Origin of the sequence: Ligilactobacillus salivarius DSM 20555 = ATCC 11741, assembly GCF_001435955.1 — a bacterium.
Lineage (GTDB): Bacteria > Bacillota > Bacilli > Lactobacillales > Lactobacillaceae > Ligilactobacillus > Ligilactobacillus salivarius.
This window is the reverse complement of the sequence record NZ_AYYT01000005.1, coordinates 65,884-92,563: the sequence shown is the minus strand read 5'-3', so window position 1 is coordinate 92,563 and position 26,680 is coordinate 65,884. Positions and strand designations below refer to the sequence as shown.

Below are 26,680 nucleotides of genomic sequence, written 5' to 3'. Positions count from 1 at the left end.
CGACTCTACATTCATTTTCTAGATTGATTTTGTTTTTGTTTCAGCAAGAAATTCGTTTGCTTTGTTATCCAACCATACATGAATCTTTGCGTAAACTAGTACGAAGACTGTCCCAACAATTACACCTTTAATAAGATTAAATGGCAATACTCCATATAACACTAATTGACTTAAAGGTAAAGTTAATTTCATACCTAATACTGCCATGTATAATGGTGTAATCACTAACCAGTTACCTATAGATAACCAGAATGTCAATGAGATAGTTGATACAACAATCGCAATAATGTATCTCTTCAAGTCATGCTTTTCATGTAAGATATAATACATTGGCAAGCAAATTGTTAATGTAGCCAATAAATTAGTTCCAACTCCAATCAAACTTGCGATTGATGGACCGGTAATCAAAAAGTATAGAACTGATCTCAATACTGCGATTTCAATACCGCCACTAATACCTAATACGAAGAATCCTAATAAAATTGGAATATCCGCAAAGTCTACTTTCATATATGGCACAATTGGGATAACTGCGAATGAAATAAACATTAGTAAATATGAAATAGCGGCGAGACATGCAATTATTGCATATCTTTTAATTGAAACATTTCTCATAGTAAAACCTCCACTCGAGGTCCCTTCACAAGTACCAGAGTAATTACAAGTAAAAAGCTCTGTTGACTAAGGAATCAACAGAGCTTTGTTATTTCATTTACTTGATAATCGCTCATCTTCTTTTATCCAGACTATACTGTCGGTACTGGAATCAAACCAGTTCAACCACTACATACAATAGCAGCTCTCGGACTTTAACCGCCGGTCGGGAATTTCACCCTGCCTCTGAAGACACCTATACTTTATATTATTTTTTTCAACACCTATATAGTATCATAAATGTAAGCGGTAATCAATCTTTTTTTACTTATTATTTATAAGTTTCAAAAGTTCACGTACTTCATTATGTGAAAGTTCACGATATTCACCTGAAGTTAAACCATCAAGTGTCAATGTACCATAAGTTGTTCGTGAAAGTTTTTGGACTTTATGTCCTACTGCATCAAACATTTTCTTAACTTGATGATAACGTCCTTCATGAATTGTTAATGAAACTATTGAAGTATTCTTTTTAGCATCGCGTGATATAATTTTAGCTCTAGCACGGCTAGTAGGTTTACCATCTATAACTACTCCATTGCGTAACTTCTTAATGCTATCAGGTGTGATTAGTCCTTCAACTTTAGCAACATAAGTCTTATCTACTTTATAACGAGGGTGCATCATTTGATTAGCAAAATCACCATCATTAGTTAAGATTAGTAATCCAGAAGTATCATAATCTAATCGTCCTACTGGATACAAACGTTCAGGAACATCTTTTAGGTAGTCTGTTACAACTTCACGTCCCTTGTTATCTTTAGCTGCTGAAATAACTCCACGTGGCTTATAAAGTAAGTAATAAACTTTCTTTTCGTCTTTTTTTAAAAGCTTGCCATCTACTGAAATTGAGTCGTCACTTTCAACCTTAGTTCCCAATTCAGTCACTACAACGCCATTAACCATTACACGACCTTCTTGAATCAGCTTCTCACTTGCACGACGTGAAGCTACACCAGCATTAGCCATAACTTTTTGCAATCGTTCAGCCATTATTCTTCCTCCTCATCTTCCGTTGAACCTGTCGTTTGTTCAAATAAAGTCATTAAATCCATTTCTTCATCTTCTTGTTTTTCTTCATCAAGTTCTGGAAGTTGATCTAGGCTCTCTAAACCAAAGTAATCCAAAAACTTGTCAGTTGTAACGTAAAGAATTGGTCTTCCGGGAGCATCTAAACGACCATTTTCTTTAATTAACTCTAGTAGTTGTAAACGTTGAATCATTGAACTAGATTGTACACCTCGAATTTCATCAACACCAATACGAGTAATTGGTTGTTTGTAAGCAATAATTGCCAAAGTTTCCAAGGCTGCTCCAGTTAATTCTGTAATGTTATTACTATTTAGGTATTTCTTTACCAACTCAGCTAAAGCAGGTTTGGTCACCAGCTTATATCTTTCCTCCGCATGGATAAGTTGCAAACTTGAGGATCTATCTTGCTTATACTTATCTGCTAATTTATCCAACTGCTCATGTAAAGCTGGTTTTAGAATTCCTGTAATCTGAGAAAGTTCGGTTAATGTTATCCCTTCATTTCCACTAATAAATAGCAAACTCTCAATTTTTGCTTGATTAGATAGCATCTTCCTCCGCCTTTCCTTCATATGTCATTAGAATTGGTCCATTATTTTCTTCCTGACTCGCACTTACTCTACCAACTCTTACCAACTCCAATAATGCTAGAAAAGATGTAACAACTTTTTCAACTTCAACCTCACCGTCAAAATCAAATAAATCAGTAAAATTCATCGTTCCTTTATGCATTTTGAGTGTATGTTCAATATTTTCAATTTCTTCTTTAATTGTATAACGTTCAGGAATAATTTTCCGTTTAATCTTCTTGATTTTCTTTACCTGTTTACGAGCCATCAATTTTGCGAAGGCTTTTTGTAGTAAATCAATTGTTGTTCCTTCTGAAACTTCATAGGTTACATCTTCATTAACTACCTGTTCTCTGGAAAACAATTCCATTCGTTGTTTTTCCATTACATGAAATTTAGCCGCAACTTCTTGATAAAGTTGGTGTGAAACCAATTGTTGGACTAAATCTTCACGTGGATCGACATAATCTTCTTCAACTTGTTGTTCTTGCTCAACAGGCAATAACATTTTGCTTTTGATATTTAGTAAAGTTGCAGCAATAACTAAATACTCCCCAGCAATATCTAACCTTAAATCTTGCATTTGATGAAGGTAATCTATATACTGAGAAGTTATTTCTGCAACCTGAATATCATAAATATCCATTTCATTTTGCTTGATTAAATGTAAAAGTAAATCTAAAGGACCTTCAAACTGATCCAATTTAAACGTTAAATGCTCAGCTGTTCGTGAGTTTTGCTTATTTTCCTGAGCCATTTTTCATTTCCCACTTTGTAATTAAATTAGTTGTTTCAATGTTTCCCATGATTTTCTTTTCTGAATATAAATTTTGGAGATCATCAAGAATCTTAAAACTTACACCTTCATTTCTCACTGCTGGAGAAACCGTAATATGACGTACAATCACAATATCATCATTTTCTTCAATCCCAACAATCCCAACAAAATCATTGCTGTCGTCTTTCCATAGATAAAGATTGCGATTATCTTCGGCATCATACCATTTTAATTCTGATTGTAATCTGGATATATCTTTCAATTCAGCGATAAAGGACAACAATCCCATCGCGATTTTTTGATAATCCTTTTTATATTTATATAACATCGAAAACGAGTCCTCCTTTATCTTGAACTCTACACATGTTACTACTCTATCATATTTTTAAACAACATACAATCACAAGCAGATAGACATAATTTTTATTTTTGAGCATTTAAAAAGCACCCTGTTGTGAGTTTGGTGATTTTATCTACCATTTTTATAAAGCTTTATATTTAGGGTTAAGAGCTATAGATTTTTTAATCTTTCCTATTTAATCCCACAAACTTTCTCCTCAAAACAAAAAAAGCATACATATCAATGCATACTTTTCGCAATATTCATATACCAATCTTACAAAATGTATTGGCTCAAATCTTTATCTTCAACAATTGATCCAATCTTGTCATTTACATAAGCTTCTGTAATCTTGATGTCGCCCATTTGCATATCTGGACCTTCAAATAGTAGGTCTTCAAGTAATTTTTCTAAAATAGTATGCAAACGACGTGCACCAATATTTTCTGTATCATGGTTCAATTGATATGCTACTTCAGCGATACGATGGATAGCTTCGATTGTAAATGTTACATCAATATTGTCTGTACCAATCATCGCAATGTATTGTTTTACTAAAGCGTTGTTTGGTTCTGTCAAAATTTTAACAAAGTCATCAACTGATAGATCTTCTAATTCAACACGAATTGGAAAACGACCTTGTAATTCGGCAATTAAATCACTTGGTTTACTTTCATGGAAAGCACCAGAACCAATGAATAAAATGTGGTCTGTCTTAACCAAGCCATACTTAGTTGAAATTTGAGAACCTTCAACAATTGGTAAGATATCACGTTGTACACCTTCACGTGAAACTTGACCTGCATTTTGTTGAGATTTAGAAGCAATTTTATCAATTTCGTCAATAAAGATGATTCCTGTATTTTCAGCACGTTTAATTGCTGCATCAGCCAAATCTGCAGAGTTAACTAATTTTTCAGATTCTTCTTTAATCAAGATTTCTCTAGCTTCTGCCACTGTCATTGTACGTTCAACTTTCTTAGTTGGCATCATTGAACTCAATGAAGATAAATCAATCCCCATTTGTCCTAACATACCACTTTGATTATTGAATTGTGTTGAAGGATCATCCACTTGAATTGTAACTTCATTATTTTCTAGCAAGCCACGTTTCAATTGTTCAGCAACACTTAAACGTTCATTTCTAACATCTTCAGTTACTTCTTCCATATCATTTCCATTCATGTTAGGGAAAGAACCGGATTGTAGATCTCTCAAAGCATTGAAAAGATATTGATTAGGATTTTCTTGTTTCTTCTTAGCGGGTACGATCAACTTAACTAAACGCTTGTTAGCTTGTTGTGCAGCTTGAGCACGAACTTGCTTGAAAGCATCATTTTGTTCCATACGATATGCAACTTCAACTAAATCACGTGCCATAGATTCAACGTCACGTCCAACATAACCAACTTCTGTAAATTTCGTTGCTTCAACTTTTACAAATGGTGCGTTAACGATTTTAGCTAAACGACGTGCAATTTCTGTTTTACCAACCCCAGTAGGTCCAATCATCAAAAGATTTTTAGGAGATATATCTTCTTGCATATCTTTTGGTAGTTGCATACGACGATATCTATTACGTAAAGCTACCGCAATTGCTCTTTTAGCACTGTCTTGACCAATAACATATTTATCAAGTTCAGCAACAATCTGTCTAGGTGTCTTATCTATTTCATTCATCTTATAAATTCCTCATTTCTAAGCTAATTCTTCAACTATAATATTATGGTTAGTAAAGATATCTATATCTGCGGCGATATTTAAAGCAGCTTTGGCAATTTCACCTGCTGACATATCTTTGGAATATTCTGATAAAGCTACAGCTGCAGCTTGAGCGTAATTACCACCAGAACCAATTGCTAGCACACCGTTATCCGGGGCAATAACTTCACCAGAACCAGATACAATCAATAAATTATCTTTATCAATTACGATTAACATCGCCTCTAATTTTTGTAGAGTACGATCGCCTCGCCATTCTTGCGCTAATTCTACGGCAGCTCTTTCCAAATTGCCACTATATTCATTTAGCTTATTTTCAAATTTTTCTTCTAAGTTAATTGCATCTGCTACACCACCAGCAAATCCAACTGCTACTTTGTCATTGTAGATGCGACGCACCTTTCTAGCGCTACCTTTCATAATTACTTTTTCACCTAAAGTAACTTGTCCATCGCCGGCAATCGCTGTCTTTCCATTATGTTTTACTGCACATATTGTTGTCATTAATTTCAGCTCCTAATAATTAAATTCTATGCTCTTGGGAAAAATTTTCGATAATCTCTTTGTAAATGTTCCGGTGTTACATGAGTATAGATCTGAGTAGTAGATAAACTACTATGCCCTAGTAACTCTTGTACCGCACGTAAATCCGCACCATTACTCATCAAATGTGTCGCAAATGTGTGTCGCAACTCATGAGGATGAATGCTGGTATGTAGACTGCTACGCTTAACTATCTGTTTTAAGATATATGCTACCCCAGCTGGAGTTAAAGGATTTCCATAATGATTTACAAAGACTAAATCATGATCCCGATGATATTTTTCCATTAAAGGTGTACGAGTTTGTTCAAAATAACGTTGTAATGCTTCTTGACAGTAACTTCCAAATGGTACTAGTCTGTCTTTATCACCTTTCCCATGTAGAAGCATCTTTTTATTAGTCAAATCTACACTTTCCATTTTTAAACCTGTACATTCACTGACACGCATTCCAGTTCCATACAAAGACTCCAACAACGCTCTATCTCTGATCAACATCTGTGTGTCTCCTTCAGTTGCTTCAAATAATGCGGTCATTTCCTTTTCATAGAAAAAACGTGGTAGTGATCGTGGATGTCGCTTTAATTGTACATAAGCGAAGGGATTTTCATCTGTTAATTCATTCTTAATTAAAAAATTGTAGAATGCACGTAAGCTGGAAATCATTCTCGAAATCGATGTCATTTCATATCTATCATATAGATAACTCATATATGCATGAACATCATTACTACCAATTTCTTTGAAAGATTTAGCGCCTCCAGTTTCGTCAATAAAATCAACAAAATGTTGTAAATCTTCACTATAAGCTTTCAAAGTTTCATCTGAATATTGTTTTTCAATTAACAAATATTTCTTGAATTCTTCAATCCAAGTGAGTTCCATTCACTATCACCCCTCATTGTCTATAATTATTACAAAGAAGGTCAATAATAGTCAAGAATTTACCTTAAGATAAACTATAAAATATTTTTAAGGTTACTAAATTTTGACTAAATCTGACCTTTTCTATCAAATTCATACTAAAAAGTACTTTGGAATTTGCCTAATAGACAATATTTCAAAGTACTTTGTGACTAATCTTTATACATATAATCTCTTGTCATTGGTAAAGTACGGGCACTTGGACCTTTAGAAATCAAGTATTGGATTACATCAATATTCCCTGATTCAAATGAAGCTGCACAAGCTTGAAGATATAAGTCCCACATACGAATAAATCTGTCATCATGCATTTTTCTTACTTCTGGCAATACTTTATGGAAATTATCTGTCCACATTTCCAAAGTTCTTTGATAATGACGACGTAGCATTTCTATATCAGCCACTTGCATACCTGATTCAATAATATGTGTTAGATTTTCATTTAAACCTGGCACATAACCACCTGGGAAAATGTATTTATTAATCCAACCATTGTATGCTCCACCTTGTTGACGAGTAATACCATGAATCAATGCTACCCCATTACTCTTCAAATATCTTGAAATTGTATTGAAGTATTCACCTAGATTTTCTTCACCAACATGTTCAAACATACCAACACTTGTAATGTAGTCAAATGGTAGATGATCAAGTTCACGGTAGTCTTCAAGAAGTACCTCAGCTTGATTTTCCAATCCTTCATCTTTAATACGTTGTTTAACTGCATTATACTGTTCTTCACTTAAAGTAATACCAACAACATTCATATTATATTCCCTTGCGGCAGTTAACATTAATGTTCCCCAACCACAACCAATATCTAATAAACTAGAACCTGGTTTTGGATCTAATTTCTTTAAGATATGATGAACTTTATTCATTTGGGCTTCTTCTAAAGAATCATCTGGCTTTTCAAAATAAGCACATGAATATGTCATAGTTTTATCAAGCCATAATTTATAGAAGTCATTTCCCAAATCATAATGACTTTGAACGTCATTCTTACTACTTTCTTCAGAATGTGATTGTTTTGGTAAGAAACGTTTAAACTTATTATTATTCAAGAAACTGTTTGCTGATTCATATGCTGAATTAATAAGCACTTGTAAAGAACCACTTACTTCTATTTTCTTATCCATATATGCTTCACCTAATGTGATTGAAGCATTTCTCAGTAAATCTTTTACTGGTATCTTTTCATTAACTTTAATTTTTACCTGTGGGGCACCATTACCATATTTTTCAGTTTTCCCATTAGGATAGGTTACCTCTACTGGAATTGTAAAAGAATGTTTCATTAGTTGCTTAAAAATCATGTTATCAAGCATGGTTATATAGGCCACCTTTCTTAAAGTTATTGTTTTTATTCTACCACCTTTTAATCAAAAAAATCTATCAACAAATCTCGGAGAATGTTGTTTTATCTTATATTGCGATAATTTAAAGTTAAAGATTAAAGAAAATTTAGTATGTAACCGTTTCTTTATACTTGTCAATTGTGTTGATTGTTCGTTATAATTGCATAGTTGATAATTATTTGTAAAATTATAATAAAGAATGAAATATTTTTGCAATCAAAGCTCTAAGAAAGGAGGATTACCTTGGAATACTTTGTAGTTGTCAATGAATATGCCAAAAATGGTAGTGCTAAACAAATCTGGCAAACCATTCATTCAGAATTAGTGACACAGGGAGTCAAATTTACTTACAAAAAAGTTAATGAAAATGCTGTTGAAGTTGCTAAAAATTTTACTTTGGATTTAGCTGAAAGAGAAAAGAGTAAAACTGTCGTCTTAGTTGTAGGTGGAAATGGAACTTTAGTCGATGTTTTAAATGGTATCAAGCAAGCACAACGTTTCGATCTACCAATTGGTCTAGTTCCTGCTGGGATTGAAAATGGATTTGCCAAAGCAATTGGACTTTCGCTCAATCCTATCGTCGCCTTAAAGCAAGTTATCAATACAACAGACAAGATATACTATACAATTGGTACTTACCAAGAAACTTTACGAAACACTCAAGGTTACTTCTTAAATAATTTTGGTATAGGCATGGATGCTTTTATTACAAGTATTTACAATCGTAAGAAGAAACGTAAATTCTTCCGCCGAGGTTTTCTTCCATTCCTTACTAGCAGTATAAGTGCTTATTATAATCAAGAACCTTTTTCGACTACGGTTAGAGTTAGTGACTCCTATAGATTTTTCAAACATGTCTATATCATGAATGTTGCTAACCATCCCTATTTTGAAGGAGATGTTTCACTCTCTCCTCAAGCTAACATTAAAGATAAGAAACTTGACTTGATCGTTACTGAAAATATGAATTTCATACGTTTCTTTATGTTGATTGTAAGTTTATATTTTCATAAACAACTTAATTTGAAGTCATTCCATCGCTTCAAAGATGATCAAATTCATTTAACTATTAAATCATTGGAATTTCTACAGATTGATGGTGAAGAACATGGCAGCCAGTATTTTGATATTTTCTTCAAAACTACTAGCTATCCCTTCTGGTTCAATCTATCTAGTATTCCTTTCAAAGAAAGACGTAAAAAATAATCCCACTTTTTGAAATAATTCTTTCAAAAAGTGGGATTTTTAGTTATTAGTTGGAAAGATGATTTAGACACTCTGAGTAATTTATTTTTTCTACTTTGTCTCTTAAATCTGATATTAAGCTCTACTCTCAGATAAATTTTCCCATAATAAATCATAAAATTTTTGTTCATCAAATCCTTGAAGTCCTGAAACTTGACCATCCCCCATTTCCATGATGATCAACTTTCCGTTAGATTTCCTTGCAAAATCAATTGTATAAAATTTTGCTTTAACCTCTTTAGGAGCATTCATAATGACTTTTTTATCTCCTGTAGAAAGATTAATTTTTCTATCATTCCAATAATTAATAACTACAAGTGGCTTATTACCTATATAAAACACTCGGTATTCTTCAAAAATTGGCGTATGACTTTTAGGATGTCTGCCTATATTTTTTAACTCAATAAAATCACGAATTACTAATCCTCCAATTAGCTCACTACCCTGTCTATTAATAAAGTTATGGATAACTCGCAGTGCATTCTTAGTATCAGAAACATCAGGAATATAAAAAGCTTCATCCCACTCATATTTTCTACTTTTTACAAAATCTTTTATAGTAACGGCTCCATTAAATTCTTCGAGAAGTTTTATTATGCTTTTATCTGACAAATCTATTGTCCATTTGGTTTTTACGTGATTACTATTGTCCTTAACCCAATTTGGAATCAAATGCGTATATTCATATTCTGATAAATTAGTAAACATCTGTCCACCATTTTTCTCAACATAAGTAACTAATCTATCATACAATTGAGGCTTCAGCATCCAACCACGATAAACAATAATGTCATCATTACTAATTTTATACGTTGTAGTTACTACATTATCTTCAAATAATCGTTCCTGATTTATCAAACCTACGGAAAAATACTTGCTTGCTGATTTATATTCCTTTTCATATTCAACATCTGGAATTCTTGAGTCTAAAGGATCAGATAGAAAAAGGAAAACATAGTTTAACTTCACAGTTATCACATCCTAAACTAAAATCTAGTATTTTCATTCTGATTCACACAAATTTTCTTTATCAGGATCTAGTTCAATGGATTTTATTTCATACTCGGTTAAAGTAAAATAACTATCACCATATTGCTTTGTTCGTATTAAATCAATTTCGTAGCAATTATCATCAGAGTCTCCTGGAATTGTTCCAACTGCAACAAAGCCTTTATAAATAATATTATCAACGTCAGTAACTATCACATTTTTCCAAAATAAGGTCTTAAATCCATTTTTCCACCTCCTAATTTTAATAATTCTAAAAAAAATATTAATTAATTGGTCGCCCTTCTTTATATGCTTTCTTCGCTTCTTCTAAAGTCATATGATTAGGACCACCATCAACATCTATTTCAGCTTTATAACCAACCCTTACATTTTCACATCTACTGTTAAAAGTGTAATTATTTTAATCGAGAATTTATCAATAATTTTCATTACTCATCTCCCCCATTATTATGAAAAGCGTTCCCATATATCTATATTATATAGTTTTTTACTAATAAGCTCCGCTATTTCTTCACAAACTACCCTAATTTGTATTACTATAATTAATGTTTAATATCTATTTACAATTGGGAGTTTTTTATATGAGAAAATTTAATATTATAACTATTTCTTTACTATCACTAAGTTTACTAAGGGCGTGTTCTAACTCTAATTCAAATGATAAGGCTAGCTCTGATTCTTCTAAATCTAGTTCGTTGAAGGCTAAAGAATCATCTATCAAAAAAGCTAAAGCTGAGTTGAAGAAAAAGGAATCATCTATCAAGAAAGCACAGAGTGAATCTAAAAAGGCAGAAAGTGAGAAAGCAGCCTCTGAAAATACTGCAGCTACTAATTCGCAACAAGTAACTCAACAACAAAATTCTGATAGTTATCAAACACAAACCTCTACTCCTATTAAATCACAAAGTCAAATCAATATGGAACGCGGATATGATCCAAAAGGAAATCCTGTAATGCCTGGACAGGATCATGCGCCAGGTTCTGATGTCTATGGGAATCCTGACTCTTGGGTGCAAGGACAAATAGATTGGGCTAAAAGTCAAGGTATGATTGACTCTAATGGTAATGAAACAGAAAATTTCAAAAATTGGGTCTCTCAACGTGACAATGCTTGGAATAATGGTCAGGACGACTTTCCCGACTATGATCAAAATAAACAATGGTAAATTTAATTTAAAGTTATATATCACACTTTAAGAAAACAGCACAACAAAAAAACGTCTTAAATCCTTACCTATCAAGGATTTAAGACGTTTTATACTATATATTATTCAGCAACAGGGTAAACAGAAACTTGTTTCTTGTCGCGTCCTTTACGTTCGAACTTAACAACACCTGCAACTTTTGCAAATAATGTGTTGTCGCCACCCATACCAACGTTAACACCTGGGTAAATACGTGTACCACGTTGACGGTATAAGATAGAACCACCTGTAACAACTTGTCCGTCAGCACTCTTAGCACCTAAACGCTTAGATTGTGAATCACGGCCGTTAGCTGTGGAACCACCACCCTTTTTATGAGCGAAGAATTGTAAATTCATTAACATAATGATTGCACCTCCTAATAATTAGTTATTCTCGATTTTTATAAAATCACCGTACATTTTTTCAACATCTTCAAGTCCTAGTTTTAAACTAGCTAATAATAACTTTACACTTTCATTTGAAAGAAAGTTCTCACTAACATGTACTTCTAACAGTCCGCCATTTTCATCATCAGAAACGATATTCAAATTGGCGTTAGCAAGTTTCTCAAGACTATTAACTGTATTTATAGCTAACACTGAAACAGCTGAACAAACGATATCTTGTCCATATTCGCCGGAATCAGCATGACCTCGCATTTCAAAGCCAGAAATTAACTTATCACGATATAAAAATCTTGCTCTAATCATTCTAATACCAACCTTTTAGACAAATTAAGCATTGATAGCGTCAATAACAACCTTTGTGTATGGTTGACGATGACCCTGCTTTGTGTGTTGATGCTTCTTAGGCTTGTACTTGAAAGTAACAACTTTCTTAGCACGACCTTGTTTTTCAACTGTAGCTTCAACTGTAGCACCTTCAACAAAAGGAGTACCGATAACTGTCTTATCGCCACCAACAAAAACAACTTTATCAAAAGTTACCTTGTCGCCTTCTTTTGCATCAAGCTTTTCTACGTAAATTGTTTGACCAGCTTCAACTTTAAGTTGCTTGCCACCTGTTTTAATAATTGCGTACATCTATGTGCACCTCCTCTTAAAATACTTAGACTCGCCGTAATGTAGTGACCTCTAAAGAGAGATACTTAAACTTAAAACGTGCGGTTGCAGATGTGATATGCACAAATACAACACTAAAATATTAACAAATCAATTACTAATAGTCAATAGAAAAAATCTAATTTAAATATTTGAATTTAGATTTATCTGATTTAAATCTATTTTGATTCTTTTCCCAATAATCTAATAAGTTCTTAAGTCCTAGTAATACCAATACAAATATCAAGTAAGCAGCATTAATGACGATAACTTCTCCTGTAATTAACAACATTAATTGCCATACAGATGGTGTAACGAATAACGTGATCAATGTAATTACTGCTGATAATGTGATTGTTACTGTTGCAAATTGGATTCCTTCATATACTCGATTCATATTAATCTCACCTTTACTTTATTCTCGAACGTACATTCTTTATGTAACTTATAATACATACGTTCGATTGTTCTGTCCAGTATTTTTATCAAAAATATGTTCGAAAAAATATATAGAGTTCTAGAATTCCTTATTTTACTAGCTTCCAAACATGCTTAATTAATTTTTCAATAGTCTTTATTTGTTTGGATTGTAATAACTTACTATATTTTTGTTTGAGTTTTGGATTACGATACTGATAACTTCTAGGACTTGTTACTTCTTTTATCTTATCTAACGCATCCATCGCATGTTGCGAACCAGTATTTTCATCGCCACCTAGCAACATATTCATGACTTCCTGCTTATCTTTATTACAAATGGACGTAAAACCTACGACTTTAGTCGTGGGATGTAAGTCCTAGTTTGCCTAAGCAAACTAAATATTTTTCATTTTCTTTTCTAATATTCCATTTACATGATATAAGCTAACTACACTTTTAATTGAACAAGTCTTGCCAGTTTGGAACTTGATTACTGTGCCACTATTTTGAACTCCCTTAACTGTTTCAATTCTGTTAGTTCTGGTATTTAACACAACATCATGTGGTCTTAATTGATAATGACCTCTTCTAATCGAAACACGACCCTTTTTGACTTTTTCTTTTCTTAATTGTCTTAAATTGTCATAATTAAGCTCTTGTGATCGTCTAGTTCTCCCTGAACTTAATTCTTTACCAGCTTTTTGTTTACCATCTCGACTATCAATATACTTAGCGTCGTAGAACTTCTGTAACACTCGGTTATTATTCCTTAACTTTTGTCTTAAGTTAGCGGTTAGATAACCTTGAGTTGTCGTATAATGTTCAAAATAATTGCTTAATCTTGTTGCTAAAATACTCATAAAGTAAGCACCACGATAATCAAGCGTCTTTTGTCGATTTTCTCTCAACTTAGCTAAGATACCGTTATTATGGTTAGCTTGATTGTGATTAATATCTGACAATAAAACTAAGTTATCTGGTTGATTAGAACCACCATCTTTTCTTTGAACTAAGTGATGAACTCTTAATTGACTAGCTGGATATTGTTTACCGTCTAAAGCATCACGGTAGTTATCCCTAGCTAACAGATAATCTTTAATAGTCTTAAAACCATACATCTTACCTTTTTGATACTGCCAGCCTTGAATATCTGGGTTTAATAACTTTTGGTTGTCAAATGGTGTAACTTCAACGACTAGATTAGTAATTGGTAAAAACTTATATAAGCGTTTGATTTCCTTGATTGTAAAATCTAACCTGTGTTGGATACTAGGAGCTAACCAGCCATCTTTGCGTCTACGATTATTAAATCTAGCCTTACGGTATCTTAAACGATTCCTTCTAGTTCTTCTTAACTCTCTTCGGCTAGTAATTCTATCTTTTTCTGATTTCCTTAGACTTTCTGATACATAATATTCACGGTTGTTACCCACAACTGATAAACCTAAGTGGAAACCAGCATCTACTCCTAGTGTTAACTCTTGGGTATTTGTAGTAACTGGTCTGACAAATTGGATAGTATTTCTACTATTTCCGAACCATTTTGCTTGACCTGTTTTTAACCAACGACGCACCATACCTAATCTTGAAGTTGGCATGAGTGGTGTGCCGTTGGAGTCTACTACATAAATATAATCAACTTTTTTAATTTCTGACATCATGCCAACTCCTTTCAATCATAATAATTCGTACCTAACATAGAGTTGGTACGTGTGTACCCTTCGCCAATGTTATAGGTTGGTTTAATGTTAATCACACTGAGCCTGAACCTTAGCCCTGTTTAATAATCAACCGTAGTGTTTGGAACTAGGGTGGTATTCCAAAGTACCTATCTATTCAACCCTAACGTAGTTACTTAAAACTTAGGCTAATCAACCAACTTGTAGTTATTCGCTACAAGCCACCTACTTTAGTAGGTGATTCTGTTGACCGCTATCTACTATTTCTAAGTTCTTTTCACCATTTTTGATTAATTTATCATAAGCTGGTTGTGCCATTTTTTTACTATTCCATTTACTAGCACTTTGAAGACTTCCGACAAACGTCTTCGTCTTTTGTCGATAATATTCCATTGGCTTTTCATCTTTATTTCTTACAATGACATAATTTGGCATAAGTTTCCTCTGTTACAAACATATGTTCTATACTTAAGATTATAGCATTAAATAAATTTATTTCAACGTTAAAAAGACATATCATTTCTGACATGCCTTATTGCTTATTAAAATTTTACTTAGTCCTCAACTGTAAAAACTGTTTGAGTTTCTGTATCAACATACTTCGCACTAACTGCCTCTGCATATAACTTTGTTCCAAATTTATCTTGAAACATATCTAATTCAACTAACTTATTCATCGCTTCTCGAAGTTTACTCTCATCAAGATTTGTAGATACGTTATTTAATTTTAATGTATGATGTTTTCCATCTGCTGCTTTGAATCCAAGATTTAATGCTCTAACTTTCATTTAACTACCTCCTCAATTAGTCCTTAACCATGCTAGTTTCGACAATTTCAATATCTTGAGTTTCTTCTCCAGATAACTCACCAATAATTTTTCCAAATGCAGATAACTTTTCAGTACCGACATTATTCACTAAATTATGATAGGAACGACGACGTGTATCACCATCCTCCTTAGTACCATAAATGTATAATACAGATTTTTTGACCTCTTTTGCCATTTTAACGGCCTCCTTTAAATTATTGTTAAGCTCATTTTGAAGCTTACATAGATATATACGTAATTTTTTGGCCTTTTGTAACATACATTTTTATTTTTCATTAATTAATTCCAAATATTTTTCTTGGATGCTCTTTCTCCAACGATTGATTGTCATTCGTGATTTCCCCATCAACTTTGCAATTTCTGTAGTCTTAGTTATCCCTACACTATAATAGCTCAACAACATTTTTTCATTATCAGTACATCTTTTATATAACTGATACAGAGCATCGCTAATTTCAATGTTATCTCCAATTTCGATAATTTCTTCTATTTGGGGTAATTCATCGTTCTCATTGGCTAACTGACTAAAACACACTTCTGCTTGTTTCCGATTCTTTTGCCTTAGTTTATCCAATAAGCGCCACTTTAGTTTTTGAAACATATAACTCCCACATTCTTCTTTAGTGTTTTCCTTACGATGATATTCGGTGTATATCTCAGCTAGTAAGATCCTTGACTCTTCGAACATGTCTTCAAAATCTGGATGCCCTACCTTGTAATTTAACTGTGCCAACACTCCATAAATAAGTCTGTCATTCTTCAATGCGTACTCAAAACCTCGTTTCACTATTTCACCTCTAAAAATGATTTGTACTGGCGCCTTGTACCCATTAAGAATAAATTGACTTTAAAATTCATGCACCCCAGCAAAAATATTCATTTCAGGATGTGTTACAAAATATTTTACTCTTGATTTTTTACCATGTATTCGTTATCACTCTTATAACTTAATACTTATCAATATCTAATTAATTTGACGTCATTTTTCTGAAATTCCGTAAGCTAAAATTAATTTTACAAATAAATAAAAAAATATTGATTTATGACTGATTTTTTGATAGATTATTTACTTATAAAATATAAAAAATACTCAAAGGAGGGGAAATATGATATATACCAGTAACTGGTTTAATATTGATAGCGAAATTGCGATCGATAAACTATTGAAGATTGGAAAACATAAACCTTTCTATGTAATTCATAGAAATTATACTTATTTCGCTTTCAATATTCATAATAATGACTCAAAATATAAGTCAATTATTTTTGATAAAAACCAAGGTATCATATTGTCGAATCTTTCTACGACAACTCTATTTAATAAAATAAATGGTATATGTTTCACCAAGTTAACTACTGAGATGGTCAAGAAACATCATAAATTTCAGGCATATACGTCTGCTATTTCTGACTCCCATTGTTTCATTCGTTCTTCTCAGCACCCTGCCACTTGGATCAATCTTTACCTAGTTGAATCTATTTGGGATACTAATCATCATGACATCTCATTTAAATTCAAAGATTTATCGGGCTACGTTACCTTTTTAAATCAGAAAACAAGTTTTAGAACTAGTTTAAAAGCTACTGCTCATTTCTTGCATACCGTTGAAAATCTGCTAAATTTCGATGCACAAAAAACTATTTCTATGATTTCGGATTACATTGATATCGGCACATTAAAAGATATTCCTCGCGATATTTATACCAAGGAAATGCTTTACCAACTTATTAAAGAAATTTTTGTTTTTCTCTGTGATGATATTGATTCGATGAATACAGATGAAATTCTTGAAGAATGCCACAAATATCTCGTGAACAAATTCTGCTATTTTAATAGAACATAGAAAAAAGACAGTCATTCTCGACTGTCTTTTCATTCTCTTTAAATGCTATAATTGATTTGCAATCTTTCAGGAGGTGGATTTACTATGAATGACTTAATGTCTCAACTTAAATCATATATTCCTTTTAACGAACAAGAAAAACAAGATAAGCAGCTTATTATTGACCAACTTGCTAATGCCAAAGATATTTTTACTCGTAAAAACAAATTAGCTCACTTTACCGTATCAGCTTGGATTATTAGCCCTGATAAAAATAAAGTTCTAATGGCTTATCACAATATCTATCAATCTTGGTCTTGGCTTGGAGGACATGCTGATGGCAACTCCAATTTAAAGCAAGTAATTCTCAAAGAAATTCAAGAAGAAAGTGGACTAACTGATGTTAAATTTTTATCAGACGATATTTTCTCGCTTGAAGTTCTAACTGTTGATGGACACGAAAAACGTGGAGAATATGTTTCTTCGCACTTACATTTAAACATTACTTACCTATTCGAAGCTGATACTACTATGCCATTACGTATTAAACCTGATGAAAATAGTCAAATTACTTGGCTTGATTTATCTAGCTTAGATTCTAAGGTCAGTGAAGTTTGGTTCAATCAACGTATCTATCATAAATTAATTGAAAAAGTTAACCTACTTTACTAGCCCCAACCGACTTTTTTCTTCTTTTACATATTGCTTCAATCCTGACTCAAACGTATATTTAGGAAGAAAACCTGTTTTTTCAAGTTTTGTAATATCCGCAAGTGAATTTTTGGTGTCAAATTTTAGACCTTTGTTATGTATAATTTTTAGCTTTTTGCCTGTAATTTTCTCAAAAGCCGCTATTAAATCTATTAAGCTCACTGATTTACCAGAAGCAACATTGAAGATTTCTCCACTTATTTTTGGATCTTGCAGTAACATCAAAGTAGCATCAACTGCGTCTGTTACATACATATAATCACGTGTTTGCTTTCCATCGCCATTTAGCTTAAATTCCTTGTCATTAAGCAAACAGTCTAAGATAATTGCACATACACCCGCAGATTTCCCCTGTGCTTTTTGTCTAGGCCCATATACATTAAAGAAACGCACTGCAACGGTTGGAATCCCATAGACTTTTTCGTAAAACATAGCATATCTTTCACTTGCAAATTTGTCTATTGCATAAGGATTTTTAAGACTTACCGGCATATCTTCACGCCTAGGTGTATCAGCAATGTTCCCATACACAGCTGACGAGGATGTAAACAGTACCTTTTTTACCTTTAACTTGTTCTTTCGAATGATTTCATAAATATATAAAATTGCTTCTTGGTTAATAAAATGTGTGCTAAGAGGCTCAGCTATTGTACCAGAAATACTAATAACTGCAGCTAACAATACAATATAATCAAATTTTTCTTTGATTAATAACTGTTCCATAAATTCATAATCAGTAACGTCAGCCTGATAAAAAGTAATATTATCTTTTAAATTGTTATCATCTTCTTTGCACTCAGATGGTAGATGTCTACCTACAACAACGACTTCATCTCCTTGTGAAATGATTTTTTCAATTAAGTTTGAACCGATAAACCCAGCTCCCCCTGTAACTAAGTATTTCTTTTTCATTTTCTTCAATCCTTTTTCGTATAAAGTATAAGATTGGATCTTATTAAAATTTTTCTTTCAACACCTTATCAAAGGCCACTCTATCTGCACCCTTAAAATTAACTTTTCCGCATATTTGATAACTATTCTTCTTCAAAATATGTTTCATTCGTTCATTTTCAAGAGCTGTATCTAATCTAACTCCATAGATTTGGCAAGCATATGTCAATCTCTCCACTAATTCCAAAGCAATACTTGCTAGGCCTTGATTACGATATTCTTCTGCTATTGCAAAACTATGAACTGTTGCGTAAGGTTCTTCCGTATGCCAATCTCCTAATATTTCTTTATAATATGGCATACCTGTAAAATCTATTCGTAAATAGCCGGCAATGATACCATCTACACGTAACACAAATCCCTTATTAGCTAGAATGTCTTCTAATATACTTTCACGATTAGGATAGTCGTCTGTCCATTCAACAAATCCCTGATCATTTTGAAATTTCTTACCGCTATCAATAATTTCCAAGCATCTGTCAACATCATTTACATGGGCTAATTCAATTTCATTCATAGTTAAAAACCTCCCCATATTAGCTTCTAACTACATCTTATCACAATTTATAAATATATAAAGAGTAAGTATGAAAGCGAATTCCTACTTACTCTAAATCCTGTTTATATTAATTATTCAAGAAGCCTGTCACTCACTTCTATTTGTTTTATATTCAGGTTCTTTTTCAATCGTGGTTCTTTCAAAGCTTACTTTTTGCTTAAAACCTAAAATCCAGCCACAAAATGTTAATTTCGTTAAGATTAATTTCATTGAAAATCCCCCTTCTTTTCCAAATTCCTCCTCTCACTGATATATACGAAAAAAATAGTATTGTTGTAACACTCAAATCTTAGCTAAAAGCATATCTATTTCTTGATTTAGTTTGTCTCGATCAATGTTTTCTTCTTTGTCATCAACAAAATAGTTGTTTTCGCGATGATATGCATAACATTCAGCATAATATTTACTGAAATTATCACCAAACAATGTTCGGGGACGGACAAATTTTTCAACATGTGTTCCTTTCCACTGCTTAGCTTTCAAAACTATCATGCTTTTACACTGTTCCACATCATTTCCAGCTGCTAGTCTTTCTTTAATCAATTTTATTCCCCATTTATCTTTATCAAACACCTGCCCGGTAACTTCTTTGAAACATTCCAGGATCTCCTTTATCTTTTGTTGATTATTTAATGATGTATTCTTAGGTACTTTATTGTCTTTGAAGTGGTCAACTTGTCCATTTCTGAATTGGTCAGATTTTCCATTTCCATTATCTTCCTTAGGACACTCTACCTGTCCAATTTGTCCATTTCGACATTCAGGTGTTTTATTGTCTAAATATTCTTGTAGCTTCTCCCCATCTAGTGAATACCACTTTGTATGATTAAATTTTGAAATATTGTATTTCGCAACTCTAACAATCTTTAATTCAGCTAGTTTCTTTAGTTCTCTCCTAATGGTTCGCTCTGAAATAAATGTAAGCTGCTTGGACCAATCTTGATAAGTATTATAAATCCATTTTCTTCCATCAATCTCATGTGTTGACTTCTCTTGCCAATAGCGAATTTGTTGAATCAAAATTGCTTGATAAATTCCTAAAGCTGCTGCGACTTCTGTATTAAATGCCCGATTGGGTTCAAAGTTTTTCATATTAAATTCCTGCCATTTCGTTTTGGTCTATTTGGACGTCCTATAATATATACGTTGGCAAGAACTAAAATGTAACAAAAAAAGTTCTAACAAAATGCTAGAACTTTTTTTGAGGAGCTTTGTCTTCTGGAAAAAAGAAATCAATAATTGGCAAAGCTAAGTATGCATATAAAGTAATTTGAGGATAGAAATAGGCAGCTACTATCAGAAGTAAATTAAATATTGCTGTTAATACAAAGCGACCAATAATCACTTTAGTCATCATTTCAGAAATATTATTTTTAGCTCCTAGTACTTTTCGAAATTGGCTATGAGCTAACCATGTTTTAAGTAAATTAGCGACCATGTATACTATCCCATAATTAACCACTGCTAACTGACTAGGATTATGCATCATCCATTTTGTTAGTATCGGTAATAACGATAAGGTTGCTAGAAAAACAAAATCAAAAATGATTATTCCTTTGTCAATCTCATCAACCAACGCCAATGATTGTCCTAATTCGTACCAAAAATTAGCTACAACGAAGAAACTTACCAAAAACACAGATAGACTACCTAAAAAATTGTAATAAGATGCTATATTTTGCCCATTAGGCAATGGCACCTCTAACACCATAATCGTAATAATAATTGCAATTATTCCGTCATTTAAAGCTTCTAATCTTTGTTTCAAATAAGAATGACGTTTCTTCTGCATCTCTTCAGTTCTTCTATGATACTCAGCGATATTTTCTTCACTAATCTTAATATTTCGTCTTCTTAAAAAGAACTTTCTCATAGTTTTCCCCCACTAAACAATTCATATTTGACGAATTTATTTTATCACACCAAATCATAATTTCAACCAGATTTTATTAAGTCAAAAACATTTGCTAAATTACTACTATTCTTAATGTTGACCGTTTTAATATTATAAGATAGTATTAAATGTGAGATATTTCGACCAGCAATCTGATGTCGCTAAAAGCTGTACTAAAAAAGAAAGTATACATAAATGAGAAAAATAAGCATTTTTGTTCTTTCTGTGCTTACATTAATGACGCTAGGAGCTTGTTCAATAACGTCATCAAGTAAATCCTCTAACGAAAGTTTATTTTCTTATAAAGCAAGTTCTCGAAAAGCAGAAAGCATTAAAAAGGCTAAAAAAGAAGCACATGATAAGGCTGAAGCTGCTAAAAAGAAAAAACATAAAAAGAAGAAAAAGAAAAAGGAAAGTTCTAGCAGTTCTGAACAAAGCAGTTCTGTAAGTTCAAGTGTATCTGAATCAACTGACTCAAGTTCAGTTTCATCAAGCGATGATACACAAGACACATCATCAAATCAACAAAATACAAGTCAAGGTAATACTACAACATATCAAGCACCAGCATCTAGTTACTACTATGGCGGGTATACTGCTCCTCAAGGTGGAGGTAGTGGCAGTGGATCTGGTAGCGGAGCAAGCACTCCAACTGATTCAAATCCTTCTCCTTCAGATGATGGAGATGCCAACAATGATTCCGGCAATTCTGGCAATGCTGGTGACAATGTTCCTGAACAACCTACTACAGCTGCAGAAGAATAAAAATAAGCAAGTAATTAATTTGTTTAAATACAAATCGATTACTTGCTTTTTATTGTGCAAATGTTTATCTTATCCCACTACATCTATAATCACTTTACCATTAGCGTGGCCAGTTACTACATAATCACAAGCCGCTTGTAAATCACCAAAGGCAAATTCTTTATCAATTCTGACTTTCAATTCCTTATCTGCAACTAATTTACCTAATTTTTCTAGTTGTTTTCCATCGGGATGCATGAATAGAAACTCATAATCTGCTTTAGCTTTTTGTCTAGCTTTCCTTATCTTGTAACTACCTAGCTTAAATAACTTTTGCCAAATTATATTCAGACCATAATCTTTAGCAAATTTTTCATCTGGTAATCCTGAAACAGATACTACTTTCCCGCCTGGCTTAACTACTTTAAACGAGCGCAATAATGTTTCTTGTCCAATAGTGTCAAAAACATAATCAACCGGTGGGCAAACTTCAGTAAAGTCACTCTTATGATAATCTATAACTTGATCAGCCCCTAAAGAATACAGCCAAGCATGATTACGTTGACTCGCAGTAGTAATAACTGTTAGGCCCTGCATCTTAGCCAGTTGAATCAACAAGCTTCCTACTCCTCCAGCCCCTGCATGAATCAATATCGATTGTCCACTCTTAGCTTTCATTTTCTCGAATAGTGCTTGATAAGCAGTTAAACCAACTAATGGCAACCCTGCTGCTTCTTGGAGTGTCAATGCTGATGGGACTGCAGCAAGATTATTTTCTTCATCAACTAAATACTCACAAAAAGTTCCAATTTGTTTCTTGCTGATGCGTCCAAATACTAATTGCCCAATTTCTACTGATTTAACATCTTCTCCAATATCTTCAACAATTCCCACATAATCATTACCCAAAATAAGTGGCATTGGAAAATGTAATAACGGACGTAATTTCCCAGATTGAATTTTCAAATCAACTGGATTAACACTTGCTTTGAGAACTTTGACTAAAACTTGTTTAGCTGAAGTAATCTTAGGTTTAGGTAATTGACCTAAAGTTAACTGTTCTTGTCCATAACGTTCAATGTATGCTGCTTTCATTATCTACCTACACTTTCTCTTTGTTTAATCAAATTAAACCATTAAACTATTCTACCTACAAGCTATTTCCCCATTGAGAAAGAAAATCGAGACGAAAGCACAAAAAAATAGCCTAAAACTCATGCTTCTCACAACATGATTTTAAGCTATCTTAATAATTATTGTATTTAACATTTAAGTTATTTTAAAGGCAATTAATGACCTTAAATTAACTCAAAACGATCTTAATCTTCAAAATATATTTCATAATGCAATTTACATAGCGGATTAAACCCATGATGACAATTAAGACATGCACCACTTGTATATTCGTCAAAGTCCAATAAACGTCGACATACGCCACACATCACAGGATAATCATCTTTATTGCTTGCTACAAATTTATGATCTTCCAAGCTATCATGGCATTGATAACAAGCATAATATTCATCGCATTGACTACATTTTAAAGCCGCAATGTCTGCATCTTTGTGGTAATGTTTACATCGCCCTGCAGCATCTAGATTAATGCCCTTAATCAAGGGTGTCATCATCGCCACCATCTTTCCGTTTCAATCTTTCGCTCTCTAGCACTCCATCAATTACATCTTGAATACTAATCTGGCTCATCTCTAACTCTGCAGCATTTTGCACTCTCTGATATACATTATTCAATGTATCTTGTATATTGGCACCTACCACACAATTAGGATTAGTCTTAGGATCAACATGCAGTAGACTGGCAGTTGATGTAATTGCACGATAAACATCTAAAACAGAAATTTCACTTGCTGGTTTTGCTAAACTTGCTTTAGCTACCCCTGGCTGATTATTCAACAGCCCTGCTTTTTTTAATTTCGACATTAAATTTCTCACAACACTAGCATTTGCTTCAATACTTGCCGCAATTCTAGCACTGCTCAGATCACCATTTTTGTATATATCAACATATGTCAAAATATGAATTGCATCGCTTAGTTTATATGAATGTTTCATCGCTATACCTCTCAAATCTAACTTTCTTCATTTTAACAAAGGTATAGTTAATACTCAACAAATTAACGACCAATGACTTCTTTAATTGCTTCAGGTAAAGCCTTCAATTCATGACCTAATACATCTTCTAAGTCAGAAGTTTCTTCTGTAAGTTCACCTTGCTTGATTAAATCTTGAATCATCAAAATGAAACCAATTGTATTTTCATCTAAACCAGCTTTTTCTAAACCTGTCTTGTAGTCGTCACTAGCAACATTTGTTACTGCAATTTTCTTACCGTAAACTTCACCGACAGCTTTAGCTAAGTCTGCATAACTTCTGCTTGCACCAGCAAATTCATAGACATCTTTTGTGTCATCGCTAGCAAGTACTTTCACAGCACCTTCTGCATATTCACGTTCCAATGCCCAACCTACTTTTCCATCACCAGCAGCATAAACAATATCTTCTCCATTTAAGAATCCAGCTTCATTTTCCAAATACCAGTTGTTACGTAAGAATGAGTGCTTAATACCACTTTCTGCGATTAGCTTTTCAGTTGCAGTGTGATCACTAGCTAAGGCAGATTTTGCTTGATCAGCATGTGGGAAACTTGTGTATGCCACAAAACCAACTTTAGCTTCTTTTAAGGCATCTACTACATTTGTGTGTTGTTCTAAACGTGTGATTTTACCACCTGGTTGAGATGAAATGAATAACACCTTGTCTAGTCCTTCAAAGGCTGAAACTAAACTATTCTTATCATCATAGTCACCTTGACGAACTTCCACATTATTAGGAAGTAATTGCTTAGCCTTTTCTAGATTACGTGCAATTGCGACAACGTTGTCTGCTCCTACCAAACCTACTAATTCCTTAACTGCTACTTGACCAAAGTGACCTGTTGCTGCTGTAATACCATATTTCATAATTATCTTCTCCTAACTTGTTGTTTTATAATCAACAACTATAATATACTACCCTGTTGTTTTAATGTCAACAGATAAATGCAAAAAAATAAGAAGTGAATTACAATAACTATCGCAATCACTTCTCAATATAGCTTTTCATCTAAACACTTATTTGTTCAAACATCATAAAACCAGACAAAATAATGATAACTACTGGTACTATTAATAATCTGTACTCTCTTGGCAATAGCTTCGGTAAATTATCTAATTTATTTTTTACACGCCAATTCTTTTCTATTAAAATAATGCTTTCACCCATAATTAATATCAGCAGTTCCCAGAGAAATAGCTGATACTTACTTCCAAGACTATCAGGAATATTATCACTTACAAAATGCGTTCCAACTACTTGAGGCGCTATTCTTAGATAGTAGAATATTTCTAATAATACAATTAAATATGTGGATCGTATTAAAAACTTAAATTTTTTCATATTCAATCCATCTCCGTAATAATTAGCTCAACTTAGTAATCACATCATAAATCTCATCTGCTGCATTTCCTTTTGTAAATTTCTTCGCAAAATCAAAACCATTGATAGCTAGCTCCTTCAGCTTCTGTCTATCTTTATACAAGTACACTAATTTCTCAGCTAATTCATCAATATCTCCATTTTTATATAATAAGCCTGTTACATTATCTGTTATTAGCTCACTTGTACCAGCACTATCAGCACCTATCATCGCCAAATTGCTAAGCATTCCTTCAATCGTAACTCTTCCAAAAGCCTCACTTCTAGATGCTACAATCCCAATGTCCATATCAGATCGATATTCATTCATTTTTGTCTTGAAACCATCAAAATACACTTGATCAGATAAATTATGATCTTTCACGTAATTATTTATTTTATTATAATAAGCTCCTGTTTTTTCCCCACATATGTGTAACTCAATTTTAGCACCTAATTTATTAGCTTTTTCTACTGCTTTTATTGCTACTAATTGTCCCTTACCTTCTTGAATTGCTCCAACTATAGTAGCTTTCAATAAATTGTCAGGATCAATATTAAACTCAGTCTTTTTATTTATAAATGTTTTTGATATATCATCATAAATTACTTCTTGAAAAATACCATTTCTTATATGTGGCGCATACTTTTTTTCTATCGCTTTTGAAATATAGATTATTCCTTTAGAATTATTTAGCTTTTGATATAAAGTTTCTTCTCCACCTCTTAGCAAAATACCATGATCTTCTTTTCCAAATTCTCTTATATGCCATATATGAGGAAGTCCAGTCATTTTACTTAAAATAAAGCCATAATCTATTACAATTGTATTACTGTAAATAACATTAATCTCTTCTTTTTTAACTATCTGCCTTAATTTATAAAATAAAAATGGTGACATAATCCGCTTAATTATGTACTTCCAGGTTCCTTTTCTCCCAGTTTTATTATAATTAAGCTTATAAAAAGGTAAAAATATAGTTTTTACCCCTAATTTTTCTAAATAATCAATAGCTGTATTTTTACGAGTAGGATATACAATATATACTGTTACATTATCATTTTTTATGATATTCTCAATAACATCTATCATTGAGCGTATTCCACCATTATTTAGGTCTGAATAATGTAAACAGAACAATATTTTTACTTTTTCATCCATTTTTATTTCCTTT

The 26,680-nt window shown here is 32.8% G+C and carries 37 protein-coding genes, 1 riboswitch and 1 other annotated feature; of the genes, 5 read left to right on the top strand and 32 right to left on the bottom strand.

The window, feature by feature from the left end; all coding sequences use genetic code 11:
• Nucleotides 1–18: 18 nt before the first annotated feature.
• The 9 genes from FC55_RS04270 to FC55_RS04230 form a co-directional block, all read right to left on the bottom strand.
• On the bottom strand, nucleotides 19–615 hold the full coding sequence (locus FC55_RS04270) for an ECF transporter S component (protein ID WP_003700307.1): 597 nt from the start codon (nucleotides 613–615) through the stop codon (nucleotides 19–21).
• Between the two features lie 110 nt (nucleotides 616–725).
• Nucleotides 726–852: riboswitch (FMN riboswitch) on the bottom strand.
• Between the two features lie 66 nt (nucleotides 853–918).
• Nucleotides 919–1,647 carry a pseudouridine synthase gene (locus tag FC55_RS04265; protein ID WP_003700309.1) on the bottom strand — a complete coding sequence of 243 codons (729 nt, stop codon included), beginning with the start codon at nucleotides 1,645–1,647 and terminating at the stop codon, nucleotides 919–921.
• Nucleotides 1,647–2,237 carry an SMC-Scp complex subunit ScpB gene (gene scpB, locus FC55_RS04260; protein WP_003700312.1) on the bottom strand — a complete coding sequence of 197 codons (591 nt, stop codon included), beginning with the start codon at nucleotides 2,235–2,237 and terminating at the stop codon, nucleotides 1,647–1,649. Before scpB ends, FC55_RS04265 begins: the two co-directional genes overlap by 1 nt.
• Nucleotides 2,227–3,012 carry a segregation and condensation protein A gene (locus FC55_RS04255; protein WP_003700313.1) on the bottom strand — a complete coding sequence of 262 codons (786 nt, stop codon included), beginning with the start codon at nucleotides 3,010–3,012 and terminating at the stop codon, nucleotides 2,227–2,229. The genes scpB and FC55_RS04255 overlap by 11 nt, the downstream gene beginning before the upstream one ends.
• Nucleotides 2,996–3,361, bottom strand: a complete 366-nt coding sequence (locus FC55_RS04250; RefSeq protein ID WP_003700315.1) for a reductase — start codon at nucleotides 3,359–3,361, stop codon at nucleotides 2,996–2,998. The genes FC55_RS04255 and FC55_RS04250 overlap by 17 nt, the downstream gene beginning before the upstream one ends.
• 288 nt (nucleotides 3,362–3,649) lie before the next feature.
• Entirely contained in the window at nucleotides 3,650–5,053 is a 1,404-nt protein-coding gene (gene hslU, locus FC55_RS04245) for an ATP-dependent protease ATPase subunit HslU (protein WP_003700317.1), read from the bottom strand.
• 18 nt (nucleotides 5,054–5,071) lie between these two features.
• Nucleotides 5,072–5,599, bottom strand: coding sequence for an HslVU peptidase proteolytic subunit (gene hslV, locus FC55_RS04240; RefSeq protein ID WP_003700319.1), 528 nt, complete (start codon nucleotides 5,597–5,599; stop codon nucleotides 5,072–5,074).
• 26 nt (nucleotides 5,600–5,625) lie between these two features.
• Entirely contained in the window at nucleotides 5,626–6,522 is an 897-nt protein-coding gene (xerC, locus tag FC55_RS04235) for a tyrosine recombinase XerC (protein WP_003700321.1), read from the bottom strand.
• A 191-nt stretch (nucleotides 6,523–6,713) separates the two neighbouring features.
• Nucleotides 6,714–7,889 (bottom strand): SAM-dependent methyltransferase, encoded by a 1,176-nt coding sequence (locus FC55_RS04230; protein WP_003700322.1) that lies wholly within the window; start codon nucleotides 7,887–7,889, stop codon nucleotides 6,714–6,716.
• A gap of 273 nt (nucleotides 7,890–8,162) precedes the next feature.
• Between FC55_RS04230 and FC55_RS04225 the strand changes: the two genes are divergently transcribed.
• Complete coding sequence (locus FC55_RS04225) at nucleotides 8,163–9,125, top strand: diacylglycerol/lipid kinase family protein (RefSeq protein WP_003700324.1); 963 nt, start codon at nucleotides 8,163–8,165, stop codon at nucleotides 9,123–9,125.
• A gap of 114 nt (nucleotides 9,126–9,239) precedes the next feature.
• On the opposite strand, the gene FC55_RS04220 is transcribed toward FC55_RS04225, so the two are convergent.
• On the bottom strand, nucleotides 9,240–10,133 hold the full coding sequence (locus FC55_RS04220) for an ATP-grasp domain-containing protein (RefSeq protein WP_035149801.1): 894 nt from the start codon (nucleotides 10,131–10,133) through the stop codon (nucleotides 9,240–9,242).
• 33 nt (nucleotides 10,134–10,166) lie between these two features.
• The gene (locus FC55_RS04215; protein ID WP_003700329.1) at nucleotides 10,167–10,370 is read right to left on the bottom strand and encodes a hypothetical protein; all 204 of its coding nucleotides are present in this window, start codon (nucleotides 10,368–10,370) and stop codon (nucleotides 10,167–10,169) included.
• A 386-nt stretch (nucleotides 10,371–10,756) separates the two neighbouring features.
• Here FC55_RS04215 and FC55_RS04210 point away from each other — a divergent pair, with 386 nt between their 5' ends.
• On the top strand, nucleotides 10,757–11,341 hold the full coding sequence (locus FC55_RS04210; protein WP_035149805.1) for a hypothetical protein: 585 nt from the start codon (nucleotides 10,757–10,759) through the stop codon (nucleotides 11,339–11,341).
• Nucleotides 11,342–11,442: 101 nt separating this feature from the next.
• On the opposite strand, the gene rpmA is transcribed toward FC55_RS04210, so the two are convergent.
• The 10 genes from rpmA to FC55_RS04160 form a co-directional block, all read right to left on the bottom strand.
• Complete coding sequence (rpmA, locus tag FC55_RS04205; protein ID WP_003700332.1) at nucleotides 11,443–11,724, bottom strand: 50S ribosomal protein L27; 282 nt, start codon at nucleotides 11,722–11,724, stop codon at nucleotides 11,443–11,445.
• 21 nt (nucleotides 11,725–11,745) lie between these two features.
• On the bottom strand, nucleotides 11,746–12,072 hold the full coding sequence (locus tag FC55_RS04200) for a ribosomal-processing cysteine protease Prp (protein ID WP_003700333.1): 327 nt from the start codon (nucleotides 12,070–12,072) through the stop codon (nucleotides 11,746–11,748).
• Between the two features lie 24 nt (nucleotides 12,073–12,096).
• The gene (gene rplU, locus FC55_RS04195; RefSeq protein WP_003700335.1) at nucleotides 12,097–12,405 is read right to left on the bottom strand and encodes a 50S ribosomal protein L21; all 309 of its coding nucleotides are present in this window, start codon (nucleotides 12,403–12,405) and stop codon (nucleotides 12,097–12,099) included.
• Between the two features lie 17 nt (nucleotides 12,406–12,422).
• Nucleotides 12,423–12,501, bottom strand: a sequence feature (ribosomal protein L21 leader region).
• 61 nt (nucleotides 12,502–12,562) lie between these two features.
• Nucleotides 12,563–12,820, bottom strand: a complete 258-nt coding sequence (locus FC55_RS04190; protein WP_003700337.1) for a hypothetical protein — start codon at nucleotides 12,818–12,820, stop codon at nucleotides 12,563–12,565.
• 130 nt (nucleotides 12,821–12,950) lie between these two features.
• On the bottom strand, nucleotides 12,951–13,154 hold the full coding sequence (locus FC55_RS04185) for a hypothetical protein (protein ID WP_003700339.1): 204 nt from the start codon (nucleotides 13,152–13,154) through the stop codon (nucleotides 12,951–12,953).
• A gap of 84 nt (nucleotides 13,155–13,238) precedes the next feature.
• Nucleotides 13,239–14,504: an RNA-guided endonuclease IscB gene (gene iscB, locus FC55_RS04180; RefSeq protein WP_003700341.1), complete on the bottom strand. Its 1,266-nt coding sequence runs from the start codon at nucleotides 14,502–14,504 to the stop codon at nucleotides 13,239–13,241.
• A gap of 243 nt (nucleotides 14,505–14,747) precedes the next feature.
• A complete protein-coding gene (locus tag FC55_RS04175; RefSeq protein WP_003700342.1) occupies nucleotides 14,748–14,957 on the bottom strand; it encodes a hypothetical protein in 210 nt (69 codons plus the stop codon).
• A gap of 119 nt (nucleotides 14,958–15,076) precedes the next feature.
• A complete protein-coding gene (locus FC55_RS04170) occupies nucleotides 15,077–15,310 on the bottom strand; it encodes a DUF2922 domain-containing protein (RefSeq protein ID WP_003700343.1) in 234 nt (77 codons plus the stop codon).
• Nucleotides 15,311–15,326: 16 nt separating this feature from the next.
• Nucleotides 15,327–15,527 carry a DUF1659 domain-containing protein gene (locus FC55_RS04165; protein WP_035149809.1) on the bottom strand — a complete coding sequence of 67 codons (201 nt, stop codon included), beginning with the start codon at nucleotides 15,525–15,527 and terminating at the stop codon, nucleotides 15,327–15,329.
• Between the two features lie 90 nt (nucleotides 15,528–15,617).
• Nucleotides 15,618–16,139, bottom strand: coding sequence for a sigma-70 family RNA polymerase sigma factor (locus FC55_RS04160; RefSeq protein ID WP_003700348.1), 522 nt, complete (start codon nucleotides 16,137–16,139; stop codon nucleotides 15,618–15,620).
• Between the two features lie 319 nt (nucleotides 16,140–16,458).
• On the opposite strand from FC55_RS04160, the gene FC55_RS04155 reads away from it, so the two are divergent.
• Nucleotides 16,459–17,196: a hypothetical protein gene (locus FC55_RS04155; protein ID WP_003700350.1), complete on the top strand. Its 738-nt coding sequence runs from the start codon at nucleotides 16,459–16,461 to the stop codon at nucleotides 17,194–17,196.
• A gap of 84 nt (nucleotides 17,197–17,280) precedes the next feature.
• Complete coding sequence (locus tag FC55_RS04150; RefSeq protein ID WP_003700352.1) at nucleotides 17,281–17,847, top strand: NUDIX hydrolase; 567 nt, start codon at nucleotides 17,281–17,283, stop codon at nucleotides 17,845–17,847.
• Here FC55_RS04150 and FC55_RS04145 read toward each other — a convergent pair.
• From FC55_RS04145 to FC55_RS04130, 5 genes are all read right to left on the bottom strand, one after another.
• Nucleotides 17,836–18,798 (bottom strand): SDR family NAD(P)-dependent oxidoreductase, encoded by a 963-nt coding sequence (locus FC55_RS04145; RefSeq protein ID WP_003700353.1) that lies wholly within the window; start codon nucleotides 18,796–18,798, stop codon nucleotides 17,836–17,838. The genes FC55_RS04150 and FC55_RS04145 overlap by 12 nt on opposite strands.
• A 43-nt stretch (nucleotides 18,799–18,841) precedes the next feature.
• Nucleotides 18,842–19,354 carry a GNAT family N-acetyltransferase gene (locus FC55_RS04140; protein ID WP_035149811.1) on the bottom strand — a complete coding sequence of 171 codons (513 nt, stop codon included), beginning with the start codon at nucleotides 19,352–19,354 and terminating at the stop codon, nucleotides 18,842–18,844.
• A 129-nt stretch (nucleotides 19,355–19,483) separates the two neighbouring features.
• On the bottom strand, nucleotides 19,484–19,606 hold the full coding sequence (locus FC55_RS10200; RefSeq protein ID WP_003700355.1) for a hypothetical protein: 123 nt from the start codon (nucleotides 19,604–19,606) through the stop codon (nucleotides 19,484–19,486).
• 72 nt (nucleotides 19,607–19,678) lie between these two features.
• The gene (locus tag FC55_RS04135) at nucleotides 19,679–20,488 is read right to left on the bottom strand and encodes a conserved phage C-terminal domain-containing protein (protein WP_003700356.1); all 810 of its coding nucleotides are present in this window, start codon (nucleotides 20,486–20,488) and stop codon (nucleotides 19,679–19,681) included.
• 97 nt (nucleotides 20,489–20,585) lie between these two features.
• Nucleotides 20,586–21,269 (bottom strand): TMEM175 family protein, encoded by a 684-nt coding sequence (locus FC55_RS04130; RefSeq protein WP_003700358.1) that lies wholly within the window; start codon nucleotides 21,267–21,269, stop codon nucleotides 20,586–20,588.
• A gap of 216 nt (nucleotides 21,270–21,485) precedes the next feature.
• Between FC55_RS04130 and FC55_RS04125 the strand changes: the two genes are divergently transcribed.
• Nucleotides 21,486–22,055 carry a hypothetical protein gene (locus FC55_RS04125; protein ID WP_003700359.1) on the top strand — a complete coding sequence of 190 codons (570 nt, stop codon included), beginning with the start codon at nucleotides 21,486–21,488 and terminating at the stop codon, nucleotides 22,053–22,055.
• 69 nt (nucleotides 22,056–22,124) lie between these two features.
• Here the strand turns inward: FC55_RS04125 and FC55_RS04120 are convergent, their stop codons facing one another.
• From FC55_RS04120 to FC55_RS04095, 6 genes are all read right to left on the bottom strand, one after another.
• On the bottom strand, nucleotides 22,125–23,129 hold the full coding sequence (locus FC55_RS04120; RefSeq protein ID WP_003700360.1) for an NADP-dependent oxidoreductase: 1,005 nt from the start codon (nucleotides 23,127–23,129) through the stop codon (nucleotides 22,125–22,127).
• Between the two features lie 224 nt (nucleotides 23,130–23,353).
• A complete protein-coding gene (locus FC55_RS04115) occupies nucleotides 23,354–23,662 on the bottom strand; it encodes a CHY zinc finger protein (RefSeq protein WP_003700362.1) in 309 nt (102 codons plus the stop codon).
• Nucleotides 23,643–24,104: an Rrf2 family transcriptional regulator gene (locus FC55_RS04110; protein ID WP_003700363.1), complete on the bottom strand. Its 462-nt coding sequence runs from the start codon at nucleotides 24,102–24,104 to the stop codon at nucleotides 23,643–23,645. Before FC55_RS04110 ends, FC55_RS04115 begins: the two co-directional genes overlap by 20 nt.
• Before the next feature lie 62 nt (nucleotides 24,105–24,166).
• Entirely contained in the window at nucleotides 24,167–25,012 is an 846-nt protein-coding gene (locus tag FC55_RS04105; protein WP_003700365.1) for an SDR family oxidoreductase, read from the bottom strand.
• 142 nt (nucleotides 25,013–25,154) lie between these two features.
• Complete coding sequence (locus tag FC55_RS04100; RefSeq protein WP_003700366.1) at nucleotides 25,155–25,487, bottom strand: hypothetical protein; 333 nt, start codon at nucleotides 25,485–25,487, stop codon at nucleotides 25,155–25,157.
• A 22-nt stretch (nucleotides 25,488–25,509) separates the two neighbouring features.
• Nucleotides 25,510–26,667, bottom strand: a complete 1,158-nt coding sequence (locus FC55_RS04095; RefSeq protein WP_003700368.1) for a glycosyltransferase family 4 protein — start codon at nucleotides 26,665–26,667, stop codon at nucleotides 25,510–25,512.
• Nucleotides 26,668–26,680: the final 13 nt, after the last annotated feature.

Excerpts from the sequence above, each read along its gene's own strand:
- FC55_RS04270 (WP_003700307.1), bottom strand. The coding sequence starts at position 615 with ATGAGAAATGTTTCAATTAAAAGATATGCAATAATTGCATGTCTCGCC.
- FC55_RS04265 (WP_003700309.1), bottom strand. The coding sequence starts at position 1,647 with ATGGCTGAACGATTGCAAAAAGTTATGGCTAATGCTGGTGTAGCTTCA.
- scpB (WP_003700312.1), bottom strand. The coding sequence starts at position 2,237 with ATGCTATCTAATCAAGCAAAAATTGAGAGTTTGCTATTTATTAGTGGA.
- FC55_RS04255 (WP_003700313.1), bottom strand. The coding sequence starts at position 3,012 with ATGGCTCAGGAAAATAAGCAAAACTCACGAACAGCTGAGCATTTAACG.
- FC55_RS04250 (WP_003700315.1), bottom strand. The coding sequence starts at position 3,361 with ATGTTATATAAATATAAAAAGGATTATCAAAAAATCGCGATGGGATTG.
- hslU (WP_003700317.1), bottom strand. The coding sequence starts at position 5,053 with ATGAATGAAATAGATAAGACACCTAGACAGATTGTTGCTGAACTTGAT.
- hslV (WP_003700319.1), bottom strand. The coding sequence starts at position 5,599 with ATGACAACAATATGTGCAGTAAAACATAATGGAAAGACAGCGATTGCC.
- xerC (WP_003700321.1), bottom strand. The coding sequence starts at position 6,522 with ATGGAACTCACTTGGATTGAAGAATTCAAGAAATATTTGTTAATTGAA.
- FC55_RS04230 (WP_003700322.1), bottom strand. The coding sequence starts at position 7,889 with ATGCTTGATAACATGATTTTTAAGCAACTAATGAAACATTCTTTTACA.
- FC55_RS04210 (WP_035149805.1), top strand. The coding sequence starts at position 10,757 with ATGAGAAAATTTAATATTATAACTATTTCTTTACTATCACTAAGTTTA.
- rpmA (WP_003700332.1), bottom strand. The coding sequence starts at position 11,724 with ATGTTAATGAATTTACAATTCTTCGCTCATAAAAAGGGTGGTGGTTCC.
- FC55_RS04200 (WP_003700333.1), bottom strand. The coding sequence starts at position 12,072 with ATGATTAGAGCAAGATTTTTATATCGTGATAAGTTAATTTCTGGCTTT.
- rplU (WP_003700335.1), bottom strand. The coding sequence starts at position 12,405 with ATGTACGCAATTATTAAAACAGGTGGCAAGCAACTTAAAGTTGAAGCT.
- FC55_RS04190 (WP_003700337.1), bottom strand. The coding sequence starts at position 12,820 with ATGAATCGAGTATATGAAGGAATCCAATTTGCAACAGTAACAATCACA.
- FC55_RS04185 (WP_003700339.1), bottom strand. The coding sequence starts at position 13,154 with ATGAATATGTTGCTAGGTGGCGATGAAAATACTGGTTCGCAACATGCG.
- iscB (WP_003700341.1), bottom strand. The coding sequence starts at position 14,504 with ATGATGTCAGAAATTAAAAAAGTTGATTATATTTATGTAGTAGACTCC.
- FC55_RS04175 (WP_003700342.1), bottom strand. The coding sequence starts at position 14,957 with ATGCCAAATTATGTCATTGTAAGAAATAAAGATGAAAAGCCAATGGAA.
- FC55_RS04170 (WP_003700343.1), bottom strand. The coding sequence starts at position 15,310 with ATGAAAGTTAGAGCATTAAATCTTGGATTCAAAGCAGCAGATGGAAAA.
- FC55_RS04165 (WP_035149809.1), bottom strand. The coding sequence starts at position 15,527 with ATGGCAAAAGAGGTCAAAAAATCTGTATTATACATTTATGGTACTAAG.
- FC55_RS04155 (WP_003700350.1), top strand. The coding sequence starts at position 16,459 with ATGATATATACCAGTAACTGGTTTAATATTGATAGCGAAATTGCGATC.
- FC55_RS04150 (WP_003700352.1), top strand. The coding sequence starts at position 17,281 with ATGAATGACTTAATGTCTCAACTTAAATCATATATTCCTTTTAACGAA.
- FC55_RS04145 (WP_003700353.1), bottom strand. The coding sequence starts at position 18,798 with ATGAAAAAGAAATACTTAGTTACAGGGGGAGCTGGGTTTATCGGTTCA.
- FC55_RS04140 (WP_035149811.1), bottom strand. The coding sequence starts at position 19,354 with ATGAATGAAATTGAATTAGCCCATGTAAATGATGTTGACAGATGCTTG.
- FC55_RS10200 (WP_003700355.1), bottom strand. The coding sequence starts at position 19,606 with ATGAAATTAATCTTAACGAAATTAACATTTTGTGGCTGGATTTTAGGT.
- FC55_RS04135 (WP_003700356.1), bottom strand. The coding sequence starts at position 20,488 with ATGAAAAACTTTGAACCCAATCGGGCATTTAATACAGAAGTCGCAGCA.
- FC55_RS04130 (WP_003700358.1), bottom strand. The coding sequence starts at position 21,269 with ATGAGAAAGTTCTTTTTAAGAAGACGAAATATTAAGATTAGTGAAGAA.
- FC55_RS04125 (WP_003700359.1), top strand. The coding sequence starts at position 21,486 with ATGAGAAAAATAAGCATTTTTGTTCTTTCTGTGCTTACATTAATGACG.
- FC55_RS04120 (WP_003700360.1), bottom strand. The coding sequence starts at position 23,129 with ATGAAAGCAGCATACATTGAACGTTATGGACAAGAACAGTTAACTTTA.
- FC55_RS04115 (WP_003700362.1), bottom strand. The coding sequence starts at position 23,662 with ATGATGACACCCTTGATTAAGGGCATTAATCTAGATGCTGCAGGGCGA.
- FC55_RS04110 (WP_003700363.1), bottom strand. The coding sequence starts at position 24,104 with ATGAAACATTCATATAAACTAAGCGATGCAATTCATATTTTGACATAT.
- FC55_RS04105 (WP_003700365.1), bottom strand. The coding sequence starts at position 25,012 with ATGAAATATGGTATTACAGCAGCAACAGGTCACTTTGGTCAAGTAGCA.
- FC55_RS04100 (WP_003700366.1), bottom strand. The coding sequence starts at position 25,487 with ATGAAAAAATTTAAGTTTTTAATACGATCCACATATTTAATTGTATTA.
- FC55_RS04095 (WP_003700368.1), bottom strand. The coding sequence starts at position 26,667 with ATGGATGAAAAAGTAAAAATATTGTTCTGTTTACATTATTCAGACCTA.